This window comes from Bradyrhizobium sp. WYCCWR 13022 (genome assembly GCF_030435535.1).
Classification (GTDB): domain Bacteria; phylum Pseudomonadota; class Alphaproteobacteria; order Rhizobiales; family Xanthobacteraceae; genus Bradyrhizobium.
On record NZ_JAUIZJ010000048.1, the window covers coordinates 96421 to 119738 of the forward strand.

Genomic DNA, 23318 nt, shown 5'->3' on the forward strand with positions numbered 1-23318 from the left:
GCTTTCTTCCTTCTCCCCTTGTGGGAGAAGGTGGCGCGAAGCGCCGGTTGAGGGGTTCTCTCCGCACCGAGAGTCTTGCTGCCGAGGCAACCCCTCACCCAAACGAGTTTGCTGCACCGTCCTCGCAGCCCTGTCCCACAAGGGAAGAGGGCTGCAACCGGCGGTGTCGAAGACATTCGGGAGGAAACAAACAAAATGTCCGCCAGATACGAAGAACTGAAAGGCCTGAAAAATCTCGGCCAGAAATATGCCTATGGCGATCGCGAGGTCATGCTCTACGCCTACGGCATCGGCCTGGGTGCCGATCCCATGGACGAGAACGAGCTTGCCTTCGTCAACGAGGGCACGTTCACGCCGCGGCCGCTCAAGGTGGTGCCGACCTTCGCCTCCGTCGCCGCCTGGGGCTCTGGTCCCGGCGAGATGAAGCTCAACCGCGTGATGGTGGTGGACGGCGAGCGCGACATCACCTTCCACCAGCCGCTGCCGATCGCTGCCAACATCACTGCCGACTCCTCCGTGCTTGAGGTCTACGACAAGGGCGAGGGCAAGGGCGTTGTCATCAGCCATCAGACCGTGCTCAAGAACGAGAAGGGCGACAAGCTCGCGACTCTCGTCGCTTCCCGCTTCGCCCGCGGCGACGGCGGCTTTGGCGGGCCGAGCCTGACCCAGCCCGATCCGCACAAGATCCCCTCGCGCAGCCCTGACAAGACCATCGACATCGTCACGCGGCCCGATCAGGCGCTGGTCTATCGTCTCTGCGGTGATCGCAATCCGCTGCACTCCGATCCCGAGTTCGCCAGGAAGGCCGGCTTCCCGCGTCCGATCCTGCACGGCATGTGCACCTACGGCATCACCTGCCGCGGCGTGCTCCAGACCTACGCCGACTACGACGCGTCCGCCTTCCGCCAGCACGTCGCGCGCTTCTCTTCGCCCGTCTACCCCGGCGAGACCGTGACCATGGACCTCTGGAAGGACGGCAACACGATCTCGTTCGAAGCCAAGGTGAAGTCGCGCGGCGTCACCGTGATCAGGAACGGCAAGACGGTGCTGGGTTAGGCGGATAGAGGCGAAGAAAGAAAAGCGAAACAGGGAGAAGCCACCATGGGACTACTCGACGGCAAGGTTGCGCTGATCACCGGCGCGGGCGGCGGGCTCGGTGAGGCCTACGCAAAGCTGTTCGCGCGGGAAGGGGCCTCGGTCGTCGTCAACGACCTCGGCGGGCCCCGTGACGGCTCCGGCGCGGACAAGTCGATGGCGCAGCTTGTGGTGGACGCGATCAAGGCCGAGGGCGGCAAGGCCGTCGCCAACGGCGCCGACATCTCCACCATGGAAGGTGGGCAGTCGGTGTTCGACGACGCCATCAAGCATTTTGGCCGCGCCGACATCCTCGTCAACAATGCCGGCATTTTGCGTGACCAGACCTTCGCCAAGGCCAGTGAGTCCGATTGGGACAAGGTGATCAAGGTGCACCTGAAAGGCACCTTTTGTTGCACCATGCCGGTGTTTCGCTGGATGCGGGAAAACGGCGGCGGCGTCATCGTCAACACCTCCTCGACATCTGGCCTGATCGGCAATTTTGGCCAGACCAATTACGGCGCTGCCAAGGGCGGCATCTGGGGCCTGTCCAACGTGCTGGCGATCGAGGGCCGGAAGTACAACATCCGGATCTGGACCCTTGCCCCAGGGGCCCTGACCCGCATGACCGCAGACCTGCCCCGCTATAAGGAGAACCCAGGTGCGGCGCTGGGGCCGGACGGGATCGCGCCGGCCGTGCTATACATGGTCAGCGATTTGTCGGGCGACCAGACCGGCAAGGTGCTGGGCGTGTCCGGGCCTCGCGGCGTGCGCGAAATGCGGATGATGGAAATGGAAGGCTGGAGACCGCCGCATACGGGCTGGAACGCCCAGGACATCGTCGATCATGCCAAGGAGATCTTCTTCTCCGAGGAGCAGATCAAGATGGGTGCGAGGCGGTTCTAGCCATCGACAAAGAGAAACAAGGAAGACGATGAAACTCACCGCCGACGCCAAGGGCACCTTCGCAATCGCGCCGACGCCGTTCCACGACGACGGCCGGATCGACGAGCGCTCGATCGACCGCCTGACCGATTTCTACGAGGAGGTCGGCTGCGACGGCGTCACGGTGCTGGGCATCCTCGGTGAGGCGCCAAAGCTCGATGCCGCCGAGGCCGAGCAGGTGGCGGTACGCTACGTCAAGCGTGCCAAGAAGATGCAGGTGATCGTCGGCGTCTCCGCGCCGGGCTTTGCCACCATGCGCTCGCTGGCGAGGACCTCGATGGACGCGGGCGCGGCCGGCGTGATGATCGCGCCGCCGCCCTCGCTCCGCACCGACGACCAGATCGTCGGCTATTTCAAGCAGGCGGCCGAGGCGATCGGTCCTGACGTGCCCTGGGTGCTCCAGGACTATCCGCTGACGCTCACGGTGGTGTTCACTCCCGCCGTGATCCGCAAGATCGTCATGGACAATCCGAACTGCGTGATGCTCAAGCACGAGGACTGGCCGGGCCTCGAGAAGATCTCGACGCTGCGCGGCTTCCAGAAGGACGGCTCGCTGCGCCCGCTCTCGATCCTTTGCGGCAATGGCGGCACATTCCTTGATTTCGAGATGGAGCGCGGCGCCGACGGCGCCATGACCGGCTATGCGTTCCCCGAGCTTCTGATCGATGTCGTCAACCTCTCCAAGGCCGGCAAGCGCGACGCCGCGCATGATCTGTTCGATGTACATCTACCTCTGATCCGCTACGAACAGCAGCCCGGCGTCGGCCTGACCGTCCGCAAATACGTGCTGCAGAAGCGCGGCATCATCGCCTCCAGCGCGCAGCGCAAGCCGGGCGCGACGATGACGGCGACCGCGAAGGCCGAGGTCGACTACCTTTTGTCGCGCGTCGCCCGTTTCGACAAGCGCGCCAATCTCGGCCCGCAATCCAGCGCCGCAGGTTAGTTGAATGGCCGAGACATCAGCATCACGTCCGGCTTCGACGATCCTCCTGCTGCGCGACGGCACCAAGGAGGTCGAAATCTTCATGATGGTTCGCCATCATCAGATCGAGTTCAACTCGGGCGCGCTGGTGTTTCCGGGCGGCAGCGTCGATGCCGGCGATAACGAGATCGTCGCCCGGGCCGATCTCTATTCGGGCGGCGAAGGCCTCGGCGAAGCGGAGCGCGGTTTTCGCATCGCTGCGATCCGCGAGACCTTTGAAGAAAGCGGCATCCTGCTGGCGCGCTCGAACGGATCGAACATACCTGTTGATGCCAAGCGCGCCGGCGAGATCGCCGACGCGCACCGCGTCGCGCTCAACGAGCACAAGATCAGCTTCCTGAGCATTCTCTCCGACAATAACCTTCAGCTCGCGCTCGACACGCTGGTGCCCTACGCGCACTGGATCACGCCGGAGGGCATGCCGAAGCGGTTCGACACCTGGTTCTTCCTCGCGGCGGCGCCGCCTGACCAACTCGGTGCGCATGACGGTCGGGAGTCGACCGACTCGATCTGGCTGTCAGCCCGCGAGGCGGTGGAGGGTGGTGAGAGCGGTCGCTTCAAGCTGCCGTTCCCGACCACGCGCAACCTGATACGGCTGGCCAAGCAGCCAAGCGTGAGCGCCGCGCTCGATCATGCCAGGGGGATGTCGATCGTCACGGTGATGCCGGTCATGACCAAGACTGAGACCGGCCGGCAGCTCAGCATTCCGCGCGAGGCCGGCTATGACGGCGAGGTGTTCGAGGTTGGCGCGGTCGGCTAGAACACTTCGATACCGAGCGAAGTATTACTGACCGCGGGCGCGCTAGAGTCCGTCCATTGCAGAGTGGACGGAGTGCGCCATGGACGCCAGGCAGGACACCAATATCGCCGTCGAGCTGGCGCTGCTGGTCGCGCTCGCCACGCTCTGGGGCGGCTCCTACACCTTCATCAAGCTCGGCGTCGCCACCATCCCGCCGGTCACGCTGATCGCCGCGCGCACGACGGTTGCGGGTCTGCTGCTGCTCATCGTCATGCGGGCGAGGGGCATCGGCATGCCCAGGGACGCCGCGACCTGGCAGCGCTTCGCCTTCCAGGCCGTGCTCAACAGCGTCATTCCCTGGACCCTGATCGCCTGGGGCGAGCGCCATGTCGATGCAGCCCTTGCCACCATCCTCAATTCGGCAGGCCCGGTATTCACGTTCCTGCTTACCGCAATCGTCACCCGCCATGAGGCCACGACTCCGCGAAAGCTGTTCGGCGTGGTTGCCGGCATGGCCGGCATCCTCCTGATCGTCGGCGTCGATGCGTTTCATGACGTCGGCAGCGGCCTCATAGCGGAGGCGGCCATCGTTGCCGCCACCATCTGCTACGCCTGCGCCGCGATCTTCGGCCGCAGCTTCAAGGGCCTTGATCCCATGGCGCCCGCCGCCGGCTCGCTGCTCGCGGGCGCGGCCATGCTGATTCCGGCCTCGCTGATGCTCGAGCAGCCCTGGACGCTGTCGCCCTCGCTGAGCTCCGTCCTGGCGCTGCTGGCGCTTGCGGTGTTCTCGACCGCAGCTGCCTTCGCGATCTACTTCCGCCTGATCCAGACCCTCGGCTCGGTTGGCACGACAGCGCAGGCGTATCTGCGAGTCCCCATCGGGGTCGCCATCAGCGTCGCCTTCCTGGGGGAGACCCTGAGCCGGACCGCCTGGATTGGGCTTGCCTGCGTCGTCCTCGGCGTCGCCGCCATGACGATTCCGGCCGGGCGGGCGGCCGTCGTTAAACCATCATGAAAAACAGCCGCTTCCGGCCCACGGAGGCATGTTCCCCCGGAGGGTCGATACAGCGTATATTGGAGGCGTATGGAGTCCGGTTCCGCCCCAATGCCCGTCGAAACGCCACCGAATCCGCCGCCGAAGCGATCATTTTCGCTATCGATCGGCCAGATGACGTTCGGCAGCTTCATCCTGGTGCTGGCGGTGATCATCGTCACCTCGACCGCCAGCGTGATCGCGATCCGGCATATCGACGCCACCTTCGCCGAACTCCAGCGGCTGCAAAGCGTCGGTGACCTCGCCGAAGACATCGACCGCCGCATGAACGATTTGCGGCTCGCCGCGCGCGACTTCGTCACCGATCCCGGCGCCGGCATCCAGTTCAAGCAGGTCGGCGAGGCCGCCTCGACCCTGAGCGACCTCCTCAAGAAGACCCGCATCGAGCTTGCCCCCGAGCAGCAGGACATGATCGACGGTGTTTCCGAGCGGCTTGCGACGTACCGCAGCGGTCTGGAGCGCATCTCGACCCTGATCGATCGCCGCGCGCAACTGCTCGCCGGGCTGCCGCCGCTGCGCGACCAGTTCGACGCCGCGGTCTCCGAAAGCGGGGATCGTGAGCTCGCCGCACGTCTGTCGGAAGCTCAGAGCCGTATCGCGCTCGGGCTGCTTGCACGCAACCCGTCCGCGGCGGAACAGGCCGCGCAGAGCATGCGGACGATGGAGATCGCCGACGCGAAGTTGAAGTCTGCCGTGAACAATTACGCCGACGCCATCATCGCGGTGGCCGTCCGCGAACGGCAGATCGCCGATATCGACCGCGAGGTGCTGGGTACCGAGGGCCGGCTGATCGGCCGTGTCACTGAATTGCTGCGTGACGTCAGCGACCGCCGTGGCCATGTGCTGTCGCGCGACTTTGCCCGGACGCTTGCCGAGGCGCGCTGGCAGAGCATCGTGCTCGGCAGCATGGGTGTGCTGATCGGCATCCTCGCCGCCGTCTTCGTGGTCGGGCGGACGGTGCGGCCGCTTGCCCAGATTGCGCGCTCCATCCGTGCCCTTGCAGCGGGCGAGAAGAGAACGTCGATCCCCTCGGCCGATCTCAACAACGAGATCGGCGACATTGCGCGAGCCGCAGAGGTGTTCCGCCGCGCGCTGGAGGAGGCCGACACCGCGCGAGAAGCCGCAGTGCGCGCGCTCACCGAGCAGCGGCTGGCCGAAGAAAGCTATCGCAAGCTGTTCGAGGGATCTGTCGACGGCATCTACGTGACGACGCCGGCAGGCGATCTCCTCAACGCCAACCCCGCGCTGGCGCGGATGATGGGCTATGACAGTCCGCAGCACCTGATCGACAGCATCAACGACATCGCCCACACCATCTACGTCCATCCCGAGGCGCGCGAGGAATACCAGCGGCTGATGCATCGCGACGGCATGGTGCGCGAATTCGAATACCAGGTGCGCCAGCGCAGCGGCGACATCCTCTGGCTTTCCGACAGCGCGACCGGGGTGCGGGACGAGCAGGGCAGGATCGTCCGCTACGAGGGCACGCTGCGCGACATCACCGACCAGAAGCGGGCGGAGGACGCCATTGCCGAAGGCCGGCGCCTGCTGCAGCAGGTCATCGATACCGTGCCCGCCGTCATCAACGTCAAGGACCGCGACCTCCGTTACGTCTTGATGAACCGCTACATGGCCGGCATCTTCGGCATCGAACCCGGCGATGCACTCGGTCGCACCACCGCCGATTTGATGTCGCGCTACGGCGCTGCCAAGACCGACGAGAATGACAAGCGCGTCCTCAGCCTGCGAAAGGGTCTCGGCTTCTACGAGGAGGAGTACAAGGACGCTTCCGGCAACATGCGGCAATGGCTGGTCAACAAGCTGCCGTTGCTCGACGCCGAGGGGGAGATCGAGCGGATCGTCACCGTGGCGCTCGACATCGGTGAGCGCAAGCGCGGCGAGCAGGAGATGCGCAAGGCCAAGGATGCCGCCGAAACCGCGCTTCGCAATCTGCGCGAGACCCAGGCCTCGCTGATCGAGGCGGAGAAGCTCGCCGCACTCGGACGCCTGGTCGCCGGTGTCGCGCACGAGGTCAACAATCCCGTCGGCATCAGCCTCACGGTCGCCTCTGCGCTGGAGCGCAAGACGGCGATGTTCAGCGCCGAGGTCGAGCGCGGCGAGCTACGCCGCTCGACGCTCAATGAGTACCTCAACACCAGCCGCGATGCGTCCTCGCAGCTCGTCTCCAACCTCAACCGTGCAGCCGAGCTGATCCAGTCGTTCAAGCAGGTTGCGGCCGATCGCAACTATTCGGACCAGCGCAGCTTCGACCTCGCCGACCTCACCGAGCAAGTGGTGATGAGCCTGCGACCGGGCCTGCGCAAACAGAACCTGACGCTCAACGTGGAGTGCCAGCCCAATCTGACCATGAACAGCTATCCTGGCCCGTACGGCCAGGTGCTGACCAATCTGTTCCTGAATTCGGTGGCGCACGCTTTCCCGGACGGACGTCCTGGCATCATCGACATCCAGGTACGCGAGTCCGGTAAGGACAATGTCGAGGTCATCGTCTCCGACAACGGTTGCGGCATGTCGCTCGACGTGCGCCGCCGTGCCTTCGATCCGTTTTTCACGACGCGACGCGACCAGGGTGGCACCGGCCTCGGGCTGCACATCGTCTACAGCATCGTCACCAACAGGCTTGGCGGACGGCTCGATCTCGATTCCGAGCCGGGTGGCGGCACGCGCATCCAGATGATCCTGCCGCGCACGGCGCCGCTGGAGCAGGCTGCCGAATAGGTCTGTGACTAGACTAGTCGACCTCTGCGAGCTTGAGCAGAGTGGCGCCGAAAATCAGGCTGGCCTTGCCGACCAGCGCCGTGCCGGTCATCTCCGCACGGGTGTCGGTATAGGTGCCGCTGACGCCGATGCCGACCGGGGCCGGGCCGCCGAACAGAGGATTGTCGTCACCGCGCGGCGAGGTGTGCCGTTGCACCAGCACCTCGCCCTTGAAGGTATGGTCGTCCTTCACCACGTAGCTGCCGGTGTAATAGAGGTACGCATCGCCGCCAAGGATCTTGCCGTCGCGAAAAAGAATCACGCCGCTGCCCTTGCCGACTCGTCCATCGAGCAGGCGCACGTGAATCGAATAAAGGCCGTTCTTCATAACGTCCCGTCGGCCGGCCGCCATCGCCCAATGGCGTAGCCGGTGAAGCTTTTATGCCAAAGCGCAACCCCGCGCGCAACGCGGCAGTTTTGCCTGCAACGGTGTCCCATGCCGGCCCGCGAACCGTAGTCGTCCCGGCTTGTCTGTGACGCAGATGTGACGGTCTCATCATGCAGCGAGGCCAGTCGTTGCGAATCAGAGTTGGCCCGCGAAATGCATATTCATTGTTGCACTGGCCGCGGGGTGCTGGAGCAAGACGAACGTGAGCAACTGGATCGATTCCGGCGGCGAAGAGCCGCGTCTGTACAGTGCGTGTCCCACGATTTGCGAAGCGCAGCGACGGCGGATTGGCCGTCCCCCACGGTGGCGAAGCGCGGCTAGCCTTGCTTGCGCGCTGACGCTGATCGCGCTGGTTGCCCCGCTTGGGCACGCACGTGACCGCGGCCAGTTCGTCAACACCAATGCCGAACTGAAGGCCTGGTTCGACGGCTTGCGCAGCGGCAAGGGGCCATGCTGCTCCGACGCCGACGGTTCGGCGATCTCGGACTCCGACTGGGAGAGCAAGGACGGGCACTATCGTGTCCGCGTCCCCCGCCTTGGCTACGTGACGGAAGGCCAACAGCAGGAGCTCGTCTGGGTCGACGTGCCGGAAGAGGCCGTGATTTCGGAGCCCAACCGGGTCGGACGTACCATGGTATGGCCGATCTACGGCTATATGGGCGTCACCATCCGCTGCTTTATGCCCGGTAGCATGACTTAGCCGGAAAGCGGCTCGCCTGCGGTATCAGGTGTATTTCTTGTCGCGCTCGAGCAGCTCGATGGAAATGCCTTCGGGACCGCGGATGAAGCAGATGCGGACCCCGGGCCGGATCGTGGTCGGCTCGCGCGTGAATGCCACGCCCTTCGACTTGATTTCGGCGGCAACGGCGTCGATGTCCTTCACCGTGAGTCCGAAATGGTCGAGGCCCTGATGCGGGTGCGGGGGCGGTGGGTTGACGGCGCTGTCGCCCTCCAGCGGCGCGATGAAGATCTTTGCGCCACCGAGATTCACGTCGATTCGGCCCGGTGCGCGCCCAATCTCGCCACCGAGGATATCGCGCAGCCAAGCCGCAGTCGTTTCCGGATCGGGGCTGCGCAGATGGACGTGATCCCAGGTAACGACGACCGGCATTTCAAACTCCTCCCGACAGGTCTTCGTGATATTGCAGCGCATGTTAGCGGTCCCCGTCGACGATCGCCACCCTGGCTCCTATGCGAGATTCGGGCTGACGAGGGAACTTTGGTTCGTCTTGCGGATTGTAAGATGGAGCGAGTAACGCACCCATGAAAGCTGCGTTTGGCCGGTCCGGACTGGGACGTTTCGTCGGCAACGGCGAGGAGCGGAAATGGTCCCAGCCGGCCGCAAGCATTTGGCTCCAGCGAGGTGTGTTGGGGCTGCTGGCCGCGGGCGTGGTCGGTGCCGTCTGGCTGATGATGCCGGCATCCGAAGGCCATGTTGCGCAAACCGAGCCAGTGAAGCTGGCGCAGGCAAATATTGATCCCGATCCTCCGACGTCAGCCTCGGACACATCCACTGCTGGGATCGTCGGGCCTGACCGGATGAGGATCTCGTCGCAGACTTGGCACCGCGGCGGGCTCGGCTCGAAGGCACTGGTGACGTTCACCGTGCGAAATGACAATGATTTTGCCGTAAAGGATGTCGAGATCGTCTGCGCTTTCGCGCGGCGCGACGGCAGCCATCTGACCGATCGCAGCCGCGTCCTGGCCGATACCGTCGGCATGAAGAGCCGCAAGACCTTTGCGCGCGTCCCCGTCGGGTTCGTCAACGTAAACGCTGATCAGGCGAAGTGTTCGCTGGTGACGGCGCGGCGCGCATAAACGGCCGGAGATTCCGCTAGCGGAAAAGTTACCTTGCTTGCCTCCTAGCCAAAAATCTTGGCGTTGCCATTTGAACCAAAGGCGGGGCGTAGGAACCAATTAAAGGATCGCCGGTTAAGGCGAAAAGCCCACGCGGGGATGCGGGGGGCGGAGCGCGGTCAATGCCCATCTTCCGGTATTTCATGTTCGTTGGTGGAGCACTGCTCGCACTGTTGTTTGCAGCTGATTTCATTTGGCCGACGGCGCCGGCTGTGCAGACCATCGCAGCTGCAAGCTATGATCAGCCGCTGATCCGGATCCGGTCGGACCGCCATCTACCCGAACGCGTCGTGCTCGACACCAACCAGCCGACCATTGCCGCGCCGGTGGTGAAGACGGCGGCTGTTGCCGCGCCTCAGCCGACCGCGCAGGCGGACCCATTGGCTGACATGTCGGCGAAGTCGCGGGTGCGCGATACATTCGCCCAGTTCACCCCGATGGTCGACGGCAAGCCGCAGGTCCAGGTTGCCCAGGCCCAGGCTCCCCAGGTTCAGACCCAGATTCGGCCCAAGCGCAGGGTCGCCCGGGCGCATCCGGCGCCGCAGCGCGGCCAGCCGATGATGCTGGTGGCACAGCAGCCCCATTTTGGGCTGTTCAACACGACTTGGTAACAACGCCGCTGCCCCGCTCCAATCGAGGCGGGGAGGGCTTTTTATTGTCGGACCTCTCTGCTAATCCGAACCGATCCGAACGTCATGGCTCAGCTGGCTCGCCAGCGGATGACTGGCGCGTCGGTTGCGGCCCAACGCCGGGGCCAGGGCGCTCGTAGCTCAGCTGGATAGAGCATCGGATTTCGATTCCGAGGGTCGGAGGTTCGAATCCTTCCGAGCGCGCCAGCACTTCTCTTGATATTTTAATAACTTAGGCCGCCCCGCGTTCGTTCTGTTGGCGTCTTTCGTGTTGCGCGTTGCTGCAAACCGAAACAAACAAAATCAACGGGTTACGAACGGCTACCAATCACTCCACGCAACACGGACGCGACACGGCAATTCGCGATCTGTTCTTTGTCAGCCGCATTGATGCCGCCAGGCTGCTGTCCAGCCTTCTGATGCGTCGCAGATTGCGATGCATGAAGTCGTTCTGTAATCTTAATCCACTCCGCGACCTGCTCGTCGGCTCCAGCTAAATCAGGAGCCCAGAAGCCTGGCTTGAATGTCCTCTGCTGCCTTCTGATCGGCCTCCACGTCGTGGAAGAGGTGGCCGTAGGTGTCGAAGGTCATCTGGATCGTACTGTGGCCCATGAGCGTCTGGATCCGCTTCGGGTTCATGCCGTTCTCGATCCAGAGAGAGGCGCAGGCGTGCCGCAGAGAGTGCGGGCCGTACTTTGCAACTTCCTTCATCACCGGTTGCCCGTCTTTTATGACTGGCTCGCCGGCCTCGTTCAGCACAGGCTCCGACACCGTCAGGCCAGCCGTCAGGAAGATCGGGTAGAGCCCGCGTTGGACGATATTCGAGTGCGACTCGACTTTGCCGCTCCCGGTCGGGAAGACTAGTCCAAGCTCGCCCTTCGGGCAGAGCAGCTTCCACTCACGCAGAGCGTTGATGACCATCGGAGGGCAGGGGATTGATCTATACCCCGCCTTCGACTTCAGGCGACCGATCTTGTGGAAGGTATCTGCGCGCTGCGTAACGTTGATTTTCCGATCTTCGAAATCGACGTCAACCCAGCGAAGACCGCGCAGCTCACTGCCGCGCAGTCCGCAGAATATTGCGGTGAGCACAAGCGGGCGCCAGCGACCCGCTGCCTTTGCGATTATTGCCTGAAGCTCGGCCTTGGTCGGAATAACCGGCCGCGGGTCTTCTCGTGTCGATAGATTGAGATCCAGCCCAGCAGTCGGATCGACAGCAGAAAGACCTCGGCGGCGCGCCTCACGGAAGATCGCTCCCAGCGAGCCCACAACGCGGCGAACCATGTCTGGCGACCGTCCTTCATCGCGTAGACGATCGGCAAAGGTGTTGACGGCTGGCGTTGTCATTTCCGCCAGCTTCCTGGCCCCGATGAAGGGGTAGATATGAAGCTCGGTGTGTTCTTCGTATCCGCGGATCGTGGACTGCTCGAGGCCTTTCTCGTTGCTGCGCTTGATCCAGAGCGATCCCGCTTGCTTGACGGTGGGGGATACCCCGGCCGGCGTGTGCAGGCCGCGCTTCAAGTCGTGCTTCGTCTCAACCAGCCAAGCCTCTCCATCGCTCTTGCGCTCGAACAGCTTGGCCCGTCGCTTGCCGGCGCCGTCCACGTATGACGCCTGCCAACGGATCAGACCGGAGGGGAGCTTGCGCTTGCGGACTGTAGCCATTTTCAGTTGCTCCTTTTCGCGTCTATCCGTTCGATAATCCGGCCAAGGTCAATCATTGTGTAGGTATCGGCAGGCCGACGGCTCAAGATCGGCAGAAGTTTCGAGAGCGGCGAACTCGCCATTTGCCACTCGTCCTCCCCCGTCGATCTCATCAGGATCAGGAAGAATGGCTCTGCGTTGGGTTTCTTGAGCTGCTTGCGCGCGAACTCTAGCTCTTGTTGGGCGTCGCCCAACTGGGGAGCAATGGCGACCGCCTTCATACCCGCGGCATCAGTCAGCATTTGCAGCAGAACCGCGCTCTCAACTGAGGCGGCCGAGTAGAGCCGGGCACGTCCGGTACCGGGGTTCAATTGTCCTTCCGGCTTCAGAAGTCGCTCTTTCGTCCAATTCCGAACCCGAGTGACGGCATCCTGGATATCTTCCTCCGGGCGCTTGATGATCGCTGCGATGTCAGAAACCGTAAACATTTGCGCTATCCGTAATCTTCCGTAGCCGATCGCCACGATAAAGATGATTTTCATCCTTGTAAAGGATAAAAATAATCGTTACAACCGTGCATAGGATCAAAATGATCTTTATCGAACGGAGCGGTTATATGGAAGTTGAAATTGCAGACGACCTGATGCTGGGCGCAAAGACAGTGGCCGCCTGGATGGGCCTCCCGGTACGACAGATCTTTTACATGGCTGAGACCGGACAGTTGCCGTTGTTCAAAATCGGCGGCAAATGGGCCGGTCGTAAATCGACAATCGCCGCCCATGTTGCGCGGCTCGAAAGTGCTGGGAGGGCGGCTTGAATGGCAGTTGACGGATTTCAAGCGCAGCCGCCACTCCAGATCGCGACAGTCAAGAAGTCGAGCCGGGAAGAGTTCAGGATCTCGCTGAAGGATTTCAGCGACGGCACAACCAAAGCGGAGGTTCGAATCTTCGAACGCCGACGCGATGGAGATTGGGAGCCCACGCCACGTCACGTCGTCATCGGACGCGATTTTATCGGAGGAGTGGCTGAGGGCCTATTACGGGCGAGATCGCTTCTTGAAGGGGAGATCGCCGCCTGATGATTCCTGGAAAGGAAGACCCCGCAACGCTGGCGGCGTGCGGGGCTCCGAATACTGATCTGGCTGACGGCGCTTCGATCAGTTCGGAATCTAATTCCATCCTGCCGCCAATACAAGCCGATCCTGCAGCCGAACTCGCCTTTGCGCACCAGCTTGCCGCCGTCGTGTTCGGGAGACCGATCGTTCCCGTTGTCGAACGGAAACGGCGCCGCGTGACGTGGAGGCCGGCACGATGAGGGGCGGCAGAAAATCCCGAGATAAGGGCAACCGCGCCGAGCGCGCGATCGTAAGGTTTCTCCAGGAGAGAGGTTTTGCAGCCGAACGCGTTCCGCTGTCGGGCTCGGCTGGTGGCTCATACCTCGGCGACGTGACGGTGCCGGTTCTCGGCGTCGATCGTGTCGCTGAAGTGAAGTGCCGCGCCGATGGCTTCCGCGAGCTCTACAAGTGGCTGGAGGCCCGCGACTTGCTGATAGTCCGCGCCGATCGCCGGGAGCCCTTGGTGGTCATCCCGCTGAAGCTCGCTGCCGACATCGTGGCGAGAGCGGAGGTGTGTAACCGTTACACACCTAAACCTGCGCAATCTGCGCAAGTTTCGGAGGGCTCGCGATGAAGCACGAGCGATTTTCAACATCTCAATCTGAGAGTTTGATCTCCCGCGACCATCTCATGGTCAGCGACACCGAGATCCGCAAGCAGCTACAGCTTGCCGGCCTGCGCTTCATGTATAGCCGCGCAATGTGGCTGGCGCACGAAGCCAAGGTCATGGGCCTCGCCGTAAAGAACGGCAGCATGACCACGGCGGAGCTTGACGCAAGGCTGGAGGAAATTGGCGCGCTGGATCTCGTCTATCCGGAGTTGATGCGCGCATGAAATACGATAACCCGTTCGACGCTCCAATTCCGGCGGTTGCCGTTGACGACCCGTTCCCGCATACCCATCCCGCCGAAGCAGAGGCGCGGTATCAGGTTCATCTGCAGGAAGCGGCTAAAAGGCGTCAACTCAATGCACAAGAACGTCAGATCAATGCGCACGCGGCGAAGCCTGACGGGTTCCCAGATACGTGGCCTGAAATGCAGTCCGCGCCCGCAGAGTGGCCCAAGGACAGCGTTGAGTATTGGAAATGGATGCGGGGAGAGATCGGCCCCCCAGGTTCGGTCGCCGAAATTCAAGCAACGGTATTGCAGCGCCAGCGCACTACCATGTCCGGGTATCGCTTCGTCACCTTTGACGAGATGGACATCGAGCCGCCGGCAAAGAATTGGCTGATCAAGGGCATTTTCGCGCGGGGTGAGACTTCTGCGTGGATTGCGCCACCTGGAGCGATGAAGTCTGCGCTGTTGGCCGAGGCTACTATTTCCGTCGCTGCCGGCCTTGACTGGCACGGCTATCGCAGCAAGGGATCTGCCGGCGTGGTGTATTTCGCGCTGGAGCGGGCCGATCTCGTCAAGCGGCGTCTGCGGGCGCACAAGAGGCTTCTGGGACTTCAGGGCACCCCGATCGCCGTTGCTGGTGGCGTGATCGAGCTGACGCATCCGGAGGCCTTCAAGAAGGTCATAGACACGATGCGGAGCGCCAAGACGGTGCTCAACGCCGACATTGGCATGATCGTAATCGACACGTTCGCCAAGCTGATTGCCGCCGGAGGCGGGGACGAGAACAGCGCGAAAGATCAAGGTGCGGTCTTTGCGAACCTTCAGCGCGTCAAGGACGTCACGGGAGCGCATGTCGCACTGATCGGGCATACCGGTAAGGACGAAAGCCGCGGAATGCGCGGGTCCAATGCTGCGCCTGGAGACTTCGACCTCGAAGTCAGGATCTCGGGTGACGACGTCAGAACGGCGACGGTTACAAAGGCGAACGACGCCCCCGAAGGCCCACTGTTCTCGTTCAAGTCGGAGGTGCATGAGTTCGGCGCCGACGAGGACGGCGATCCGGTCACGGTCAATATTGTGAGCCGTGAGGAGGTCTCGCGTCAAACTGACACAAAACTCTTCGAGCCTAGGCTGTCCACCAATCAGCGCGTCATGTTCCGGCTGCTGGCTGAGGCTGGCCCCGCCGGGCTCAGCGTGCAGGCCTGGAACGATGCCGCGCGAGAGCAGGGCATCGGCAGCAAGCAGCGCTTGTACGAGCTCCGAATGAACCTCAAGGACAAGAAACTGGTCAGGGAATACAACGGCGTCTGGAGGGCGAACGTTGCCTAAACCTCCGAATATAGCCGCGAAGTGGTTGACGCTATCTGCGGCCGGACCACTAACGGCCAAGGCTTGCTGAAGATTTGGGCTGGCCTACTTCTTCGGCCCCGACAGCCCAGGGTTGAATCCCGTTTGACCATAAGATAGCGTTGGCACTTTCATTGAAGGGGTGTCACATGTTTGGTCGAATTTTTGTTGTTGTCGCCGCTTTGCTTATGTCGACTAGCGCATTTGCCGCTAACCGCAAGCCTCAAAATTGTGTGCCAACATCTCGTACTAAGCCTGTTCCGGTGGCTCCTGATCCGCATCGCATATTACGCGGGGACGGAATTTCCGCCCTCGATCTCTATGGCATTACTTTTTCTATCACCGAAGAGCGATACGCAGACTGCCGTATCGCCTCAAGTTATCGCTTCGAGTATACGCAATATAATCACTTCCAACGCGGCAACGGTTACAATCCTGCACAGCCGACGGTTACGTTGACAATGATGTCAGGTGGGAGGGTTCTCGATCAGAATTTTCTGACGGTTGCGCCATCCTTTGGATTCTGCGGTCCGTACGGGACACCTGGACAACATGGTGGCTTCGTTGGACGCCTTGGGCGAAACTTATTCGATACTGTCGATCAAATTGTCCTAACAAGCGATCGGGTGTCGGGAAAGATGGGCAAGTGCTGAGGGGCACTTAGGCACCTCCTACTGCGCGCGTGGGGTAACGAGTAACGGTAACGGTCTCCCCTTATAGGGGGGAGACCCGTTACGTTACTTCGTTACCAAGGTAACGCGTGACCGGCTTCGTTACCATGACGTTACCATTCGTTACCCTTCCTGTTGGAAGGATGCTGGAGCAAAAGTAGAAAAGCCACACAAAGCCACACCACATCGTCCATGCAACGGCGCCTGCCGGCCGTCGCGCCAGCCAATCTTTTCGTGAGTATCGGATTCCATATCCGTACGTCTTCAAATCGGCGAGTCTTCTCAATTACTTGCACGGCGTGTTGCGGCTGTGTTGCGTGCGTTGTAGCCGTTTGTAATCGCGGCGCTTGAACCACTACAATTCATCGCGCATATTTGCGTTGTTGATTTGCTCAACGTGCTCATGGGTCGCGTGTATCGCGCGACAGCGGGCTTCCAGGTTCAACAGGGAAGCACTGCGCATGGGCGAGAAGATCGCCAACCATCGTTGTCAGGTGTGCCGTCATCCGGAGAGGTGGCGGATTGAGCTGCTGCATGCCGGTGGTGCCAGCCTCGATGCCTTGGGAGAGAAGTTCGGCGTCCATCGTGACGCGATCTGGCGCCACTGGACCAGGCACGTCTCCGACGAGACGAAGGCGACCTATCTCTGCGGTCCTGTCCGCCTTGCCGAGCTTGCCGAGAGAGCAGCGACTGAGGGCGACTCGGTTCTCGACCATCTCCGCATGGTGCGCACCGTCCTAACTGGGCAACTGGCTGCGATGAACGAGGCCGGCGATGGCCGCGGCGCCGCCATCGTGGCTGGACGACTGACCTCGACCCTGGAAACGATCGCCCGTGTGACTGGCGAGCTAGGCTCAATGGCTCAGTCGATCAACATCACCAACAATGTTGCCGTACTCGCCGAAAGCCCCGCCTTCCTGAAGATGCAGGCGACGCTGTTGAAGGCCCTTGCGCCTTACGCTGATGCGCGCGCGGCTGTGGTAGCGGCGCTTCGCGACCTGGACGACGGCGGCTTACCAGCGGGCCTGCCAAGCCCGTCTAGCGGCATGGTGATTGATCATGTCGCATAGCCTTGCCGGGAAGCTTGCTGACACGCTGGCGGATGGTGGCTGGCGTTCAAAGGCGCGTCCGTCCCAGCTACCTCCTAGCGGTGACTGGCGCGGGTGGATCATCAAAGCGGGGCGCGGGTTCGGAAAGGGTTGGGCTGGTGCCAATTTCACGAATGAGCTTGCCGAGGCCGGTACCGCATCCCGGATTGCCCTGATTGCTGCCACAGCCGCCGACGCCCGCGACGTCATGGTCGAGGGTGAAAGCGGGATCTTGCGGTTGGCGCCTTCGTGGTTCCGTCCGACCTATGAGCCGAGCAAAAGGCGCATCGAGTGGCCTAACGGAGCCACGGCGCATACGTTCTCGGCTGAGGAAGCAGACCGCTTGCGCGGTCCTCAGTTTGATTTTGGATGGTGTGATGAGTTCGCCGCCTGGCAGAACGTCCAGGCAACTTGGGATATGTTCCAGTTTGGCCTTCGTCTGGGCAAGCTTCCCCGCTTTGTCATCACGACGACGCCGCGTCCGCTGAAGCTCTTGAAAGAGCTGATGGCAATGCCGGACGTGGTGACGACCAGCGGCTCGACTTTCGAGAACGCGGATAATCTGGCTCCAAGCTTCCTCAAGTCGATCCGGGATAGATACGAAGGCACTCGGCTGGGCCGCCAGGAATTGAATGCCGAGTTGCTCGAAGACGTCCAGGGCGCTCTCTGGACACGCGACATGATCGAAAAGGCGCGGTTCACTGGCGCCGTTCCCAATCTCAAGCGCGTGGTGGTCGCAATCGACCCATCCGGCACCGGAGGAGAGAACGACGGGGGCGACGCAGTCGGCGTTGTGGTTGCCGGCCTCGGTATGGACGGGCTCGGCTATGTCCTTGCCGATCGCACTCTCAAGGCATCACCTGCGGCGTGGGGCGCGGCAGCAGTTGCGGCTTACCAGGAGTTCAGGGCTGATCGCATCGTCGCTGAAAGAAACTTCGGCGGTTCGATGGTTGAGCATGTCATCCGCACGGTAAATCCAAGCACGCCGTACCGTGAAGTGACTGCATCGCGCGGCAAGATCCAGCGCGCAGAACCGATTGCTGCTTTGTACGAGCAGAACAGGGTTCGTCACGTCGGCAGCCTCACTGAGCTGGAGGACCAACTCGCCGCAATGACGGGCGATGGATATTTGGGAGACGGTTCGCCTGACCGTGCCGACGCGCTGGTGTGGGCGCTGACCGAGTTGATGACGAGGCCGCAAGCTCCGGGAGCTTCGATGGGCTTCTACCGCCTCGGCGGCGATCCCGAGCAGCGCAAAAGCAACATCGCAGACGGACTGATCACCTCTGGCCCTCTGGCTGGTGGATTTGCAACACGAATGTGAACTGGAGAAACAAATGAGCGTAGCCGAGCAGTTCGGAGTCAAGGGTCGCAGGAAAATCCTGCCGCGAGACGTTCCTGGACGAACGAACCATGACATCCGAATGTGGGATTTGAAATCAAAGCCCGGCTCTACCATCGAGCGCTTGGAGAAGGCCTATCTCGATGCCTTGGGCGCAGTGGACTCTGCGGAGAGCGCAGGCCGCCAACTCTCTGCGGACACCCGTTACACCGAACAAGGCCGACAGGATCAACATCGCAGCCTCATTCTGAACCAGGGTGTTCCGGTATTTCATCAGGGTCGCCGCACGATCTCAAGGGCGAGGCAGGAACTCGACGAGATGCGCAGCCGCCTTCAACTGCCGAAGGTTGATCCCGCCGACGCCGCTGGGGCTATTGCGCGAATGGAAATTCGAACGTGGCTGCGTGGTCTGCCGCAGGGCGAGCGCGACAAGATCACTCGCTCAGAGAACATTGACCCGCAGATTCGTTCCGCGATCATCGAAGCGCCGGCAGTAATGACGGGTGTGGCCGACAGCCATGTAAGTCTACTGAAGGAGAAGGCCTTGCGCGAATTGCACGGCGCTCTCATGGACGAGATCGCCGAACTATCGACCGCAATCGACGTCGCTGCATCGGCCGTGGAAGCCGGCCGCGACAGCGCACGTATCGACACGGGCCTGACCGTCGAACAGTTCGAGGCCGCAGCCGCGCCCATCGAGGCGAAAGAGCAAGTGCCCTGGCTGCGCCGTGGTCGCGTGGTCGATCTTGAGCGCGGTGTCGAGCGAGAACCAACAGCGGACGAACTCGCCAATGGCATCGAAGCGCAAACCTTGGATGAGTTCAACCAACGCAAGGCGGCCTAATCGATACAGAGCGGCCCGCCGAGATCAATCACCCGAACTTTGTTGACCGCGGATGTACCGGCAACGAACCAGAACGAAGGACGATCAGAAGTGTTGAGCAAGCAAGACAAGGCGATGGTGCGGGAGGCGGCTCGGGGCATGAACGGTGCCGATGCTGCGAACTTCGAGGGCGCTGTGATTGCTCGCCTCCAGGAGCTTCTGGACAGCGGCGTCGTCGCGTCGATCGCAAAAAATCACATCAGGGCAGCAATGACCGCAGAACTAGCAAAGGGCAAATAGATGTTTGCTGCCATCATGTTGCGACAGCATAACTGCATCCAACTCGCGACCGATGCCGCGGGGGACCGCTGACTCGTTCCAGAATGACTTCCTTGCCTCCAGCGCAATCTCGACAAGCCGGCGAATGGCCTCGGCGCGCGTAGGTTTGTCGGTCTGGACGACTGCCAAGGAACCCGCCCCCTGCGTTAACGGCAGGGAGCGGGTAGCCAAAAGGGCGCACGAGGGACGGACGCCCGAAAGGGAACAAGCCATTTTCGAGAAAACGCGGCAATATGCCGTTAGTGATATTAGGGACGCTATTGCGGGCTGCATTAATACCGTCCGGCTACCGGCCAGCCCCATTTGCTGCGTCCCAGATTGAGACGTATGGCGCAGCCAATTCCAACGAACGGGGAAAACTTGGCAAATTGACACCTTTAGAGGTACGCTTTGAGTTTAAAGCGTGGGGGTCGCGTTATATGAGTAAATGGCAGGACGATTTGAAAGCGCTCGTCGCTGAGTCAACGGAATTTGTGAAGGCAGTTGATTGGGAGACAAATCGTCCCGCGCCACCCCGAAGAGAGGATGTTGAACGCGTTGGCTTGAAGCCGCTTGATTACGGCAAAGCTGAGCGCGCAGAGATAGCAAGGCGCGTTGAGACCTTCAGGGCGCACCAGGAGCGCTTCGACCGCGAGCGGAAAGAGTTTGCCGCCGCCGCGCTCAAGCGGGCGCTTAAATCCTGATCGTGATAATCGCTGAGTGAGCCGCCCGCCTATCCCAGAACTCGGGTCATGGCCGGGTGCGCTCGGTTCTTGATTTTGAGCCATTCGCTAGTGCGGCCGCCGATATATCGCCGGTCGCGGCGCTTTGAGACGATGCCTTCAAGGCCGAGGTCGCAGGCGGCACGAAATAGGTCTGGTCCGATCTCGCCGCTTTCAAATGGCGCGATGAAGATGCCGTCCGGCCGGCCGCGCAATAGCCGGGACAGTTGGGTCTTGCGCATCTCTAGCGGCAGCTCGCGGAGATCCTCGCCGAGCGCGAGAATATCGAATGCGTATAGTTGCACCTCGTCGTCGTGCTTGCGCGAGTGCAGGGCGTTGAAATCGGAGACGCCGTCGACGCCCAGCACGACAGCTTCACCGTCGACGATGAACTGTTGCTCGCGATTGCGCAGCGCGGCCTGAACAATCCAAGGGAAACGGTCGGTCCAGTTATGGCCGTTTCCGGTGATCAGGCGCACCTGGCTCCCGTTACGTTCGAGGCGAAGACGGTATCCGTCGTATTTGATCTCGTGGAGCCAGTCAGGTCCCACTGGGACGGCCTTGGCTGCGGTTGGCAGGCAGAACTCGAGTGCGCGGTGCATGGGAACAAAATAGTCACGCGGCTGCGAATATGCGAATCTCGGTCTCGTTTTAGCGTCGGGAGCTTCGTCCCGCGCGCGGTCTGGTTGGTGGAGATTGGCGCCATAGGTTCGTCGGTCTCACGCCACGCACAACCCGCGCGGGCGCCGAAGTCCTTCGAGGCGGTTGACGGCCCCGGCTTCAGGGGGGCTTTTGAGGTTAGGCCGGGGCCGCTCCGCCAGCCCGGCGGCGGGCCAGCGCTGGGATAATTCGGCAACCGGTTCCGCGTTCCTATTTGCGGTCACACGCGGCCAATGAACGCAAAAACGCCGCCCGCTTGAAAAGGTATTGCGAGCGGCGCCTATCCAGCCCCGAGGGGGATGATGCAAAACCCCGGTGACCTTTGGTCTGCACGAGACGTGCCAACGTTCATGTCTCAATCTGGGATATCTTGGGAGATTTACGGGTGGCGCCGGGCCTTATCAATGCCCAGGTCGCCCGCCTTGAGAGTTTCGGCGCAGATTGAGCCGAAACCTTTCCGGTGATCTTGATCCACTCCGCCATCTGCTCATCGCGCTCAAGCTTCGAGAGATCAGCGCGGCGGAGATGCGGTGGCGCTCGATCGAATATCTATCGCAACAGCGCTCGGCTGGAGGCTTAGTCCGGCCATACCTTGGAATTGCGCTCTGCTGCTCGCTAGCGACGCTCGACACCGCCATGATGAGCACTGCGCCGCCGCGGTTGGGAGTGCCTAAGGAAGGGTTTGAATTTCCGACTCAGGTCCATGTGCTCGATGCGTTCATCCATCAATTTGTTCAATTTCTTGTCCTGCTGAGTATCTCTCTTATGGAGCCTGCGATACAGGTCATAGGCAACGAACGTTAGGACAATCGCAGCGCCCGCAAAATAGTAGATTAAGGTTTGGTGGAACACGGACACTGCGCTGCCAGTTTGATTGGGCGGGAGCGCGGCCGGCGTTCTCATCACAGATAAAAGCCATATGTCGAGCTGTGATGCTCGAAGTGTGCGCCTGTATCTGGGGAATAGCGAGCTGTTTATTTCAGGCTTAAGAATGCGGGCCACGCCGCCGACCGGGACAGCGAGGGTACAGCTCCTATGGATCGAAACCGAAAACGGCTCCGAGCGTGATCCGGGGCTGGCCGGGAATTCGCTGGAGCCGTTTCGGGGCAGCCGAATCAAACGGCGCGCACTCGCTCAGCATTCCTCATTCTCAGATTTTGCGCACTAACATATGATCCAAAAATTGGCCCCAGCTCGCAGGGTCAGAAGAGCTGGGGCCAGTGGGGTCTGCCCTTCATGGCGGCGAAGGGCGAAGGGAAAACTTGGCAGTCCGTCGACCGTTCCTATGACCACTCGTAAATTTCCCAGTGGACCAATTTCGGTTTTGCAGCGCGGAAACTTTGAGCCAGATCAGATCGTTTTCGTGCGGTCTCGCCATTTTCCCGCCATGGCTCATTTCGTCTTCACTGTCCGAATACGACGCTGAAGGTCCAGCAATGGTTGGATGACGACGACGACGATGCACCCGCGGATCGGTATGAGGCGATCGCCTGCCCAGCTTGCGCGAAGGTCCACTTCATCAATCGGAGGACCCGTAAGCTGCTGGGAGAACAGTAATGCCGCCTCGATTCAATCAAGGAACGTTAGCCGGCGTGGGGCTGCTATTCATCGCCGGGTTGCTGCTGAGCGCCTTTTGGGCGCCTCAGTAAGAGCAACCTAACATTTGTTGTATTGCCCCTGGCTGGGCGGACGGCCCCGCAATGCCTGAACAGAGGCAAACGAGCGCCGTGGAATTTACGGTCCGGGCTCGTGCGGACTAGCCGAAAGTCGCCGACACGCTTAAGTCGCAGCGATAGATGATCTTCATTGTGCAGCCACCTATGGCTTTCGTCAAATTCCCAAAGACCCACACCGGTTCTCACCGAGGCGTTCCTTACGTCTTGACACGCGCGAGTCCTGATCGCTGGCAATACTCACTATCCCTCGGGGAAACGGAAAAGACCGGCTCCGTGAAAGCAAAGCTCGGATTGTTGGCGGTCCGGCGCGTGCAAATGCTAATTGATCGCCTGCAAAGGACGGCGGAAGGATGAATTATTTGAGCAGATCTTCGCCGGGCGGCATCAGCTTCAAATACGTTCCGCTTTCATGCAGTTCTAGCCAGCCTTGCTCTACAGCGTACTCGATGCCGGCGCTAAACTCAGGCCCGGTGGCTTTGCAACCGTCTTTCGATAGGAAGGACGCGTTGATTTTCTCGATGTGAATGCGGCCGTCCTGAACCGCCTCTATCGTCTTGGTCAATTCGATCAGCTTGCGAGCCGCGGCCTCGGGGTCGGAATAGGGACGCTCGCTTTTCATGTTCATGGATCA

General features: G+C 61.5%; 27 protein-coding genes and 1 tRNA gene. 22 read left to right on the top strand and 6 right to left on the bottom strand.

The window, feature by feature from the left end; genetic code table 11:
• The first annotated feature begins 195 nt into the window (after positions 1-195).
• The 6 genes from QY049_RS37360 to QY049_RS37385 all read left to right on the top strand — a co-directional run bounded on the left by QY049_RS37360 (position 196) and on the right by QY049_RS37385 (position 7533).
• The gene (locus tag QY049_RS37360; RefSeq protein ID WP_258766545.1) at positions 196-1056 is read left to right on the top strand and encodes a MaoC family dehydratase; all 861 of its coding nucleotides are present in this window, start codon (positions 196-198) and stop codon (positions 1054-1056) included.
• A 45-nt stretch (positions 1057-1101) separates the two neighbouring features.
• Positions 1102-1980: an SDR family oxidoreductase gene (locus tag QY049_RS37365; protein WP_301270568.1), complete on the top strand. Its 879-nt coding sequence runs from the start codon at positions 1102-1104 to the stop codon at positions 1978-1980.
• A gap of 28 nt (positions 1981-2008) precedes the next feature.
• Complete coding sequence (locus QY049_RS37370) at positions 2009-2962, top strand: dihydrodipicolinate synthase family protein (protein ID WP_301270569.1); 954 nt, start codon at positions 2009-2011, stop codon at positions 2960-2962.
• 4 nt (positions 2963-2966) lie between these two features.
• Positions 2967-3761, top strand: a complete 795-nt coding sequence (locus QY049_RS37375; RefSeq protein ID WP_258766548.1) for an NUDIX domain-containing protein — start codon at positions 2967-2969, stop codon at positions 3759-3761.
• A 79-nt stretch (positions 3762-3840) separates the two neighbouring features.
• Positions 3841-4755: a DMT family transporter gene (locus tag QY049_RS37380; RefSeq protein WP_301270570.1), complete on the top strand. Its 915-nt coding sequence runs from the start codon at positions 3841-3843 to the stop codon at positions 4753-4755.
• Positions 4756-4845: 90 nt separating this feature from the next.
• Positions 4846-7533 carry a PAS domain S-box protein gene (locus QY049_RS37385; RefSeq protein ID WP_301270571.1) on the top strand — a complete coding sequence of 896 codons (2688 nt, stop codon included), beginning with the start codon at positions 4846-4848 and terminating at the stop codon, positions 7531-7533.
• Positions 7534-7546: 13 nt separating this feature from the next.
• Here QY049_RS37385 and QY049_RS37390 read toward each other — a convergent pair whose 3' ends face one another.
• A complete protein-coding gene (locus QY049_RS37390; RefSeq protein ID WP_258766550.1) occupies positions 7547-7900 on the bottom strand; it encodes a GrlR family regulatory protein in 354 nt (117 codons plus the stop codon).
• 262 nt (positions 7901-8162) lie between these two features.
• Between QY049_RS37390 and QY049_RS37395 the strand changes: the two genes are divergently transcribed.
• On the top strand, positions 8163-8660 hold the full coding sequence (locus QY049_RS37395) for a hypothetical protein (protein ID WP_258766551.1): 498 nt from the start codon (positions 8163-8165) through the stop codon (positions 8658-8660).
• A 24-nt stretch (positions 8661-8684) separates the two neighbouring features.
• Here the strand turns inward: QY049_RS37395 and QY049_RS37400 are convergent, their stop codons facing one another.
• Positions 8685-9071 carry a VOC family protein gene (locus QY049_RS37400; protein ID WP_301270572.1) on the bottom strand — a complete coding sequence of 129 codons (387 nt, stop codon included), beginning with the start codon at positions 9069-9071 and terminating at the stop codon, positions 8685-8687.
• Between the two features lie 152 nt (positions 9072-9223).
• On the opposite strand from QY049_RS37400, the gene QY049_RS37405 reads away from it, so the two are divergent.
• The 3 genes from QY049_RS37405 (at position 9224) to QY049_RS37415 (ending at position 10653) form a co-directional block, all read left to right on the top strand.
• Complete coding sequence (locus QY049_RS37405) at positions 9224-9778, top strand: hypothetical protein (RefSeq protein ID WP_301270573.1); 555 nt, start codon at positions 9224-9226, stop codon at positions 9776-9778.
• Between the two features lie 161 nt (positions 9779-9939).
• Complete coding sequence (locus tag QY049_RS37410; protein ID WP_301270574.1) at positions 9940-10428, top strand: hypothetical protein; 489 nt, start codon at positions 9940-9942, stop codon at positions 10426-10428.
• Positions 10429-10576: 148 nt separating this feature from the next.
• A tRNA-Arg gene (locus tag QY049_RS37415) sits at positions 10577-10653 on the top strand.
• 291 nt (positions 10654-10944) lie between these two features.
• Here QY049_RS37415 and QY049_RS37420 read toward each other — a convergent pair.
• Together QY049_RS37420 and QY049_RS37425 are read right to left on the bottom strand one after the other, a co-directional pair.
• The gene (locus QY049_RS37420; RefSeq protein WP_301270575.1) at positions 10945-12111 is read right to left on the bottom strand and encodes a site-specific integrase; all 1167 of its coding nucleotides are present in this window, start codon (positions 12109-12111) and stop codon (positions 10945-10947) included.
• A 2-nt stretch (positions 12112-12113) separates the two neighbouring features.
• The gene (locus tag QY049_RS37425; RefSeq protein WP_301270576.1) at positions 12114-12578 is read right to left on the bottom strand and encodes a hypothetical protein; all 465 of its coding nucleotides are present in this window, start codon (positions 12576-12578) and stop codon (positions 12114-12116) included.
• A 101-nt stretch (positions 12579-12679) separates the two neighbouring features.
• On the opposite strand from QY049_RS37425, the gene QY049_RS37430 reads away from it, so the two are divergent.
• The 11 genes from QY049_RS37430 (at position 12680) to QY049_RS37480 (ending at position 20333) form a co-directional block, all read left to right on the top strand.
• Positions 12680-12907: a hypothetical protein gene (locus QY049_RS37430; RefSeq protein WP_301270577.1), complete on the top strand. Its 228-nt coding sequence runs from the start codon at positions 12680-12682 to the stop codon at positions 12905-12907.
• Positions 12908-13168, top strand: a complete 261-nt coding sequence (locus tag QY049_RS37435) for a hypothetical protein (RefSeq protein WP_301270578.1) — start codon at positions 12908-12910, stop codon at positions 13166-13168. It begins immediately after the preceding gene.
• Positions 13169-13385: 217 nt separating this feature from the next.
• A complete protein-coding gene (locus tag QY049_RS37440; protein WP_301270579.1) occupies positions 13386-13778 on the top strand; it encodes a hypothetical protein in 393 nt (130 codons plus the stop codon).
• Positions 13775-14038 (top strand): hypothetical protein, encoded by a 264-nt coding sequence (locus QY049_RS37445; protein WP_301270580.1) that lies wholly within the window; start codon positions 13775-13777, stop codon positions 14036-14038. Before QY049_RS37440 ends, QY049_RS37445 begins: the two co-directional genes overlap by 4 nt.
• Positions 14035-15369, top strand: coding sequence for an AAA family ATPase (locus tag QY049_RS37450; RefSeq protein WP_301270581.1), 1335 nt, complete (start codon positions 14035-14037; stop codon positions 15367-15369). The genes QY049_RS37445 and QY049_RS37450 overlap by 4 nt, the downstream gene beginning before the upstream one ends.
• A gap of 167 nt (positions 15370-15536) precedes the next feature.
• Positions 15537-16040 (top strand): hypothetical protein, encoded by a 504-nt coding sequence (locus QY049_RS37455; RefSeq protein WP_301270582.1) that lies wholly within the window; start codon positions 15537-15539, stop codon positions 16038-16040.
• A 479-nt stretch (positions 16041-16519) separates the two neighbouring features.
• The gene (locus tag QY049_RS37460; RefSeq protein WP_301270583.1) at positions 16520-17128 is read left to right on the top strand and encodes a hypothetical protein; all 609 of its coding nucleotides are present in this window, start codon (positions 16520-16522) and stop codon (positions 17126-17128) included.
• The gene (locus tag QY049_RS37465; RefSeq protein WP_301270584.1) at positions 17118-18470 is read left to right on the top strand and encodes a DNA-packaging protein; all 1353 of its coding nucleotides are present in this window, start codon (positions 17118-17120) and stop codon (positions 18468-18470) included. Before QY049_RS37460 ends, QY049_RS37465 begins: the two co-directional genes overlap by 11 nt.
• 13 nt (positions 18471-18483) lie before the next feature.
• Entirely contained in the window at positions 18484-19332 is an 849-nt protein-coding gene (locus QY049_RS37470) for a hypothetical protein (RefSeq protein WP_301270585.1), read from the top strand.
• A gap of 93 nt (positions 19333-19425) precedes the next feature.
• A complete protein-coding gene (locus tag QY049_RS37475) occupies positions 19426-19611 on the top strand; it encodes a hypothetical protein (RefSeq protein ID WP_301270586.1) in 186 nt (61 codons plus the stop codon).
• A 458-nt stretch (positions 19612-20069) separates the two neighbouring features.
• Positions 20070-20333 (top strand): hypothetical protein, encoded by a 264-nt coding sequence (locus tag QY049_RS37480; protein WP_301268940.1) that lies wholly within the window; start codon positions 20070-20072, stop codon positions 20331-20333.
• 29 nt (positions 20334-20362) lie between these two features.
• Here QY049_RS37480 and QY049_RS37485 read toward each other — a convergent pair whose 3' ends face one another.
• A complete protein-coding gene (locus tag QY049_RS37485) occupies positions 20363-20953 on the bottom strand; it encodes a DNA ligase (protein WP_301270587.1) in 591 nt (196 codons plus the stop codon).
• Positions 20954-21452: 499 nt separating this feature from the next.
• Here QY049_RS37485 and QY049_RS37490 point away from each other — a divergent pair, with 499 nt between their 5' ends.
• Complete coding sequence (locus QY049_RS37490) at positions 21453-21815, top strand: hypothetical protein (protein WP_301270588.1); 363 nt, start codon at positions 21453-21455, stop codon at positions 21813-21815.
• 1227 nt (positions 21816-23042) lie between these two features.
• Here QY049_RS37490 and QY049_RS37495 read toward each other — a convergent pair.
• The gene (locus QY049_RS37495) at positions 23043-23312 is read right to left on the bottom strand and encodes a hypothetical protein (protein WP_301270589.1); all 270 of its coding nucleotides are present in this window, start codon (positions 23310-23312) and stop codon (positions 23043-23045) included.
• Between the last annotated feature and the right edge of the window lie 6 nt (positions 23313-23318).